The 6,781-nt window shown below is 74.6% G+C and carries 5 protein-coding genes and 1 pseudogene; 4 read left to right on the forward strand and 2 right to left on the reverse strand.

Annotated features, from left to right (window positions below):
- Positions 1-11: 11 nt before the first annotated feature.
- The gene (locus tag ACFQ80_RS08040) at positions 12-605 is read right to left on the reverse strand and encodes a bacterial proteasome activator family protein (protein WP_430552310.1); all 594 of its coding nucleotides are present in this window, start codon (positions 603-605) and stop codon (positions 12-14) included.
- Positions 606-671: 66 nt separating this feature from the next.
- Positions 672-1,649 (reverse strand): NAD(P)H-quinone oxidoreductase, encoded by a 978-nt coding sequence (locus ACFQ80_RS08045; protein ID WP_430563273.1) that lies wholly within the window; start codon positions 1,647-1,649, stop codon positions 672-674.
- A gap of 181 nt (positions 1,650-1,830) precedes the next feature.
- On the opposite strand from ACFQ80_RS08045, the gene ACFQ80_RS08050 reads away from it, so the two are divergent.
- From ACFQ80_RS08050 to ACFQ80_RS08065, 4 genes and pseudogenes are all read left to right on the forward strand, one after another.
- Positions 1,831-5,598, forward strand: coding sequence for an ATP-binding protein (locus tag ACFQ80_RS08050; RefSeq protein ID WP_430563274.1), 3,768 nt, complete (start codon positions 1,831-1,833; stop codon positions 5,596-5,598).
- A 33-nt stretch (positions 5,599-5,631) separates the two neighbouring features.
- Positions 5,632-6,081, forward strand: a complete 450-nt coding sequence (locus ACFQ80_RS08055) for a roadblock/LC7 domain-containing protein (RefSeq protein ID WP_079573344.1) — start codon at positions 5,632-5,634, stop codon at positions 6,079-6,081.
- A 10-nt stretch (positions 6,082-6,091) separates the two neighbouring features.
- Complete coding sequence (locus tag ACFQ80_RS08060) at positions 6,092-6,508, forward strand: DUF742 domain-containing protein (protein ID WP_429730019.1); 417 nt, start codon at positions 6,092-6,094, stop codon at positions 6,506-6,508.
- Positions 6,509-6,536: 28 nt separating this feature from the next.
- A pseudogene (locus tag ACFQ80_RS08065) lies at positions 6,537-6,781 on the forward strand (hypothetical protein); the annotation flags it as partial.

Below are 6,781 nucleotides of genomic sequence, written 5' to 3' on the forward strand. Positions count from 1 at the left end.
CCTCGGCGGCCCTACAGGTACTGACCGGGGGAGGGGCGCCGGTCGTCCTGCCCCGGCTGGCCCGGCTGCCCCGGGCCCGCCGGCCCACCGGGGCCGAACGGTGCAGGGTGCGCCCCGGGCGGCAGCGCGCGCCGCATCTGCGAGAGCTGCGCCTGCGCGGCCATCTGCTGGGCGACCAGCGCCGTCTGGATGCCGTGGAACAGGCCCTCGAGCCAGCCGACCAGCTGGGCCTGCGCCACGCGCAGCTCGGCGTCCGACGGCACGCCCTCGTCCGAGAACGGCAGCGTGATGCGGTGCAGCTCCTCGACGAGGTCGGGCGAGAGGCCCTCCTCCAGCTCGGTGAGGGAGCGCTCGTGGATCTCGGCGAGCCGGGTGCGGGCGGCGTCGTCGAGCGGGGCGTCGCGCACCTCGTCGAGCAGCCGCTTGATCATGCCGCCGATGCGCATCACCTTGGCGGGTTCCTCGATGCGGGACGACTCCTCCGCCGGCGCGACCTCCTCGGCGGGGGCGGCGACCCCTTCGGGCCCGGTGGCCTCCCCGTCCGGGGTGACCACGCGCGGAGCCGTGTCGTCGGTGTCGCGAGTGCCGTCGTCGCTCTCGGTCATGCTCCCCAGTGTGGCCCACGGGACGGACAAGGGCCGGTCGGGCCGGCCGGACGGCGATCGAGGGCGTCAGGGCACCAGCAGCACCTTGCCGAACACGGCGCCGGACTCGAGCAGCTCGTGCGCGGCCGGTGCCTCGGCGAAGGGCACCCGGGCGTGCACCACGGGCCGGACCCGGCCGTCGGCGACGAGGGGCCACACCCGCTCGCACACGGTCGCGACCAGCGCCGCCTTCTCCTCGGCGCTGCGCGGGCGCAGCAGGGTCCCGGTGACCCACGCGTGCTTGGCCATGAGGGCGTTGAGGTCGAGCTCGCCCCGGCGTCCCTGCTGGAGCCCGATGACGACGAGCCGGCCGCCGGGGGCGAGCGCGCGCACGTTGTCGGCGAGCCCGCCGCCCCCGAGCACGTCCAGCACGACGTCGGCCCCGCGCCCGTCGGTCGCGTCGCGCACCGCGGCCACGACGTCCTGCGTGCGATGGTCGACGGCGACGTCCGCGCCGAGCTCGACGCAGCGGGCCGCGCGGTCCGGGCCGCCCGCGGTGGCGACCACGCGCGCCCCGAGCGCTGCGGCGAGCTGGATCGCGACGCTGCCGACCCCGCCCGAGCCGCCCTGCACCAGGAGCGTCTCGCCGGCGTGCAGCCGGCCGGTGTCGACGAGGTTGGTCCAGGCGGTGCAGACGGCCTCCGGCAGCGCGGCGCCGTCGACGAGGTCGACGCCGTCGGGCAGCGGCAGCAGCTGGCTGGCGCGCGCCACGACCTGCTCGGCGTAGCCCCCGCCCTCGAGCAGCGCGACCACGCGGTCACCGGGCGCCCAGGTGGTCACCCCCGGCCCGAGCGCGCGGACCGTACCCGAGATCTCCAGGCCCGGCCACTCGGGAGCGCCGGCCGGCGGAGGGTAGTTTCCGGCACGTTGCAGCAGGTCAGCGCGGTTGACCCCCGCAGCGGCCACATCGATCAGAACCTCGCCGTGGCCCGGTTTGCCCAGGTTGACGAGGGATAGGGTGAGTTTCCCTGGACCGCCAGGTGCCGATATCGTGACCGCTCGCACACCGATGGAGCCTACTCGCGTGCCTGGAAGCCCAGCCGGGCGCGGGGGGTGGTGCCGGACGTGATGGCACCCACCCGAGGATCGGACGGCGACGGCCGGCCGCCTCGACGAACAGTGTTGGAGAGAGGTTCAGATGCTCCGCAGGTTGGGCGTTCGCGGGAAGATTCTTGCGACACTCGCCGTGCCGATCTTCGTCCTGGCGTTGACGGCGGGCTGGATCACCTGGCAGTCGCTGCAGGAGAACCGCAGCGCCGAGCAGACCGCGGCCCTCATGGAGTCGCTGCAGCTGCAGGACGAGGCCGGCTCCGCCGTGGCCGCGGAGCGCGCCACGAACATCGCTGCCGACAAGGGGATCCCGGGCGCCAAGAAGGCGCTCGTCGAGGCGCAGGAGGCGACCGACCGCGCGCTCGACGAGCGCGACGAGGCGCTCGAGGTGCTCGACATCAGCGCGCTGCCCACCAACGTGCAGGACGCGGTGAACCGGACGCTCCGCGACCGCACGGTCCTCGACGACCTGCAGCGCAACGTCATCTCCGGCCAGCTCTCGGAGTCGCGCGCGACCGAGCGGTACACCGCGCTGAGCGAGAACGCGCTCGACGTCCCGCGCGCCGTGGCGCAGAGCAGCGACGACGCCGGCCTCACGCGCCGCATCAACGCCTACGTCTCCCTCGACGAGGCGATGCTCGCCAACACCATGGAGCGACCGGTCGCCGGCGCGGCCCTGAACTTCCTCGCGCAGGGCGATGCCCCGCCGTCGGACCTCAACGGCCGCATGGTGAGCCTGCTGCAGACCACCGACGCCCTGATCGCGACCGCGCAGGAGCAGCTCGACCTGATCCCGGGCGGGCTCGAGGTGCCCGGCTACGAGGCGGACCTCGACCGGGCCCGCCTCCAGCTGCGGTACCTGAACTTCTCCGGCATCGACCCCGAGGTCGCGAGCCAGTGGAACGAGCTCTCGCAGGGCTGGGTCGAATCGACGCAGCCGGTGCGCGACGAGACCCGCGACGGTGTGGTCGAGTACTCGAAGGACCTCGCGGGCAGCGCCCAGACGGCCGCGCTGCTGACCGGAGCCGCGGCGTTCGGTGTCGTGCTCGTGTCGTTCCTGCTGGCGCTGCTCATCGCGCGCCGCATCGTGCAGCCGCTGGCCCGCCTGACCTCCGCGACGGCGGAGGTGCGCGACCGTCTGCCCCGCATGGTGGAGCAGATGGCCGTGCCCGGGCAGGCGCCGTCGATCGACCTCGTGCAGGTGCCGGTCGAGTCGAGCGACGAGATCGGGCGTCTCGCGGCCGCGTTCAACGAGGTGAACGAGACCACGATGGTCGTCGCGCGCGAGCAGGCGGCGCTCCGCGGCTCCATCGCGGAGATGTTCGTCAACGTGGCCCGCCGCGACCAGGTGCTGCTCAACCGCCAGCTCTCCTTCCTCGACGAGCTCGAGCGGTCCGAGGAGGACCCGAGCACGCTGTCGAACCTCTTCCGCCTGGACCACCTGGCCACGCGAATGCGCCGTAACGCCGAGTCGCTCCTGGTGCTCGCCGGTATCGACTCGGGCCGTCGCGTGCGCAACCCGATGCCGATCTCCGACGTCGTGCGTACCGCGTCGTCCGAGATCGAGCTCTACGACCGCGTCCGCCTCGACCTGGGCGTGGACCCGCACATGCTCGGCCACAACGCGCTGAGCTCCGCGCACCTGCTGGCGGAGCTGCTGGAGAACGCGACGATGTTCTCCGAGCCGCACACGCCCGTCGAGGTGTCGACGTCGCGCGACGAGCGCGGGGTCGTCGTCATGGTCCGCGACCACGGGCTCGGCATGAGCCCCGAGGAGCTCGCGGACGCGAACATCAAGGTCTCCAGCCGCTCCGCGTCGGACGCGGTCGGCGCCCAGCGCCTCGGCCTCTTCGTGGTCGGCCGCCTGGCCGACCGCCTCAACGCGCAGGTCCGGTTCCAGACCGGGGCGTCGGGGTCGGGCACGGAGGTCACCGTCGTCTTCCCGACGGAGCTGTTCCTGCCCGACGACGCGCTGCCGCTCCCGCAGCCGACCGACCCGCTGGAGGCGGCCACGCAGAACGCCGCGGCCGACCTCGGCGGCCAGATCGCGGAGGCGTTCGAGGAGCACACCTCCGGGCCGGTCGCCGCGGTGCCCTTCGAGGCTGCGGAGCCCGCCCCGTCGTTCGGGGTCCCGGACGCGGTGGAGCCCCCCACGATGCCGACCCCGGCGGTCGCCCCGGTCGCCCCCGTGGCGCAGGCGGCCCTCCCGGTCGAGCCCGAGCCGCCGGCCGCGGTGCCCGTCGACCTGGACGCGCTCACCGACGGCACGACGTCGATCGGCATGCCCCGCCGGCGGCGCTCCGGCGTCGGTTCCGGTGACGCCGTGACGCGGCCGGACACGGGCCCGATCGTGCTGCCGCCGCTCGCGACGCCGGACCTCCCGGACCTCGTGGACGAGACGACCACCGACTCCTGGCGGCCGCCGGCGGAGGTCGAGGCCTCGGCGGGCTCGCTGCCGAGCCGGCACCGCGCGCAGCCCGAGCCCGTCACCGAGCCGGAGCCGGTGTCGGCACCGGTCCTCGGCGTCGACCAGCGGGCGGGCCTGTTCTCGAGCTTCCGCTCGATGGGGTCCCTCGACGTCTCCGAGACCGAGAGCACGCTGCAGCTCGACGCGGTGACGGAGGACCCTGCGGCCCTCCCGGACGAGCTCGCCCCCCTGACGCCGGCCGCGCCGGCGCCCTTGCCGCCGGCCCTCGTCGAGCCCGTCGCGCCGGTCTCCGTGCAGGACGTCCCGTTCGCGGCCGCGCCCGCGCCGGTGCCCGTCGATCCGCCCGTCGACGCGCCCGTCGAATCGGCTGCGGCGGAGCCGTTCGCGCCCGTGCAGCCGGAGCCGTACCGACCGGCCACCGAGGCGGCGCCCGCCGTGGCGCTGCCGACGCGGGACGTCGCGCCCGCCGCCCCGGTCGAGCCCGCGCCTCCGGTCGTGGAGCCGGTCCGGCACGAGCCCGCGCCCGTCCCCTACACGGAGCCCGTGGCGTCGTCGTTCGACCCGGTCGTGCGCGAGGTCACGGAGCCTGCGGCGGGGCCGGTCTCGGCTCCCGTCCCCGGGCCGTCGTTCGACCCGGTGACGCCCCCGTCCTCGGGCCCGTTCGCGCCGACGGACTCGCTCGCGCCGACGGAGGCGCAGGGGCGGGACGCGTTCCAGGAGCTGCCGCCGTTCGAGGACCTCATCGCCGACCTGCCGGGACGTCGTGCCGGCCGCGAGGCGCCGACGCAGGGCGGTCGCAAGCGCGGCCTGTTCGGACGCAAGCCCTCGGCAGAGGAGCCCGCGGCCCCGGCGGCCCCGGCGGCCCCGGCGGCCCCGACCGCGTCGCCGTTCCCGCCGGCCCCCCAGGCCGCGCCGGAGCCGACCCGGGCCGAGGCACCGGCCTTCGGGGCGGCCCACGCGTACGAGACACCGCAGGACGACGCACCGCGGCACGCGCCGGTCGACGACCCGGCGCCCTCGGCGGCGACGTCGTACGGCGGCTCGGTGCTGCCGCTGCGCCCGACGGAGCCGGCGGGGTACGACCCGCTGGACCCGCACTTCGTCCCCGACACCGTCGAGGCGCGGTCGGAGTGGATGGCCTCGGCCGTCCTGTACGAGGAGATGTCCACGATGCTGCAGCGCGGCGTCTTCCAGGAAGGGAACGTGACTTCGACGAACGAGCAGACGTACCGCCCGACGACGGTCGCGAACGAGGCCGGCGGCCTCGCGCGACGCCAGCGGGCGGGGGAGTCGACAGCGTCGACCGAGCGGTTCACGGCCCGCATCGAGCGGGACCCGGAGCAGCTGAGGTCGCGACTGTCGGCGTTCCAGTCCGCCACGAGCCGCGGCCGGAACGACGCCGGGGCCGTCAGGGCCTCGACGCAGGCCGCCCCTACCGTGAATGATGTCCCTGGATCCGCGCCGCACCAGCGGTGACCTGCGCCTTCGGCGTATCGACGAGGAGGAAGCGTGACCCTCAGTACTGAAGCGACCAACTTCGGGTGGCTTCTCGACAACTTCGTGCGCACCGTCCCGGGCAGCCGCCACACCCTGGTGGTCTCGGCGGACGGTCTGCTCATGGCGATGTCCGACCAGCTCGACCGCACCAGCGGTGACCAGCTCGCGGCGATCGTCTCCGGCATGTCGAGCCTGACGCGCGGGGCGGCGCGTCAGCTCGACGGCGGCAACGTGCGGCAGGCCGTCATCGAGATGGACAACGGGTTCCTCTTCCTGATGAACGTCTCGAACGGGTCGGTCCTCGCCGTGGTGGCCGAGTCGTCCTGCGACATCGGGCTCATCGGCTACGAGATGGCGCTGCTCGTCTCCCGTACCGAGGCCACGCTCACCCCGCAGCTGATCTCGGAGATGCGCGGGAACCTTCCGGTGGACGGCTCGACGCGCTCCGCGCGGGTGGGATGAGGTCGCGACCATGACGCACGCATCGTTCGGTTCTCTGGGTGCGCACTCGGCAGACGGCTACGAGGCCTCGACGGTGCGTCCTTATGCGGTGACCGGTGGCCGCGTCCGATCCGCCCTGTCCGACCTGCCGCTCGAGGCGCTGGTCGAGGTGATGCCCGGTGCCGTCACGAGCGTCGGGCTCACCCCGGAGAAGCGGGCGATCCTGCAGCACGCCGCGCACACCTACGTCTCGATCGCGGAGCTCTCCGCGCTGCTGCGACTGCCCCTCGGCGTCGTCCGCATCCTGGTCGCGGACATGCAGGAGGAGGGGCACATCACCGTGCACACCTCGACCCCGGTGAACGTCCACACGGGTCACGGCAGTTCCCACTCGGGCCTGTCTCTGAGCGTCTTGGAGAGTGTTCTCAATGGCATTTCCGCCCTCTGACAGCCCGGCGCCCGGAGCCTCCGGGGGCATGTCCCCGGCGTGGGCTCCGGTGTCCCCGGCCTTCGGTGCCGTGAGCGCGCCGGTGGCCGGTGGAGCGCCGGCGGCGGTCGGCGCCCCGCAGCGGCAGAGCGTGCTGGGCAGCGCCCCGGCCGCGGCCCAGGACGCGCGCCCCGCGGCGGCGCCCCAGGGCCCGATCACGTCGGTGCCGTCCGCCTCGGCGGCTCCGTCCGGCGCGGCGGCGCGGCCCGTGGCGCAGCAGGTGCCCGCGAGCCC

Source organism: Isoptericola sp. NPDC056578 (genome assembly GCF_042793275.1).
GTDB lineage: Bacteria > Actinomycetota > Actinomycetes > Actinomycetales > Cellulomonadaceae > Isoptericola.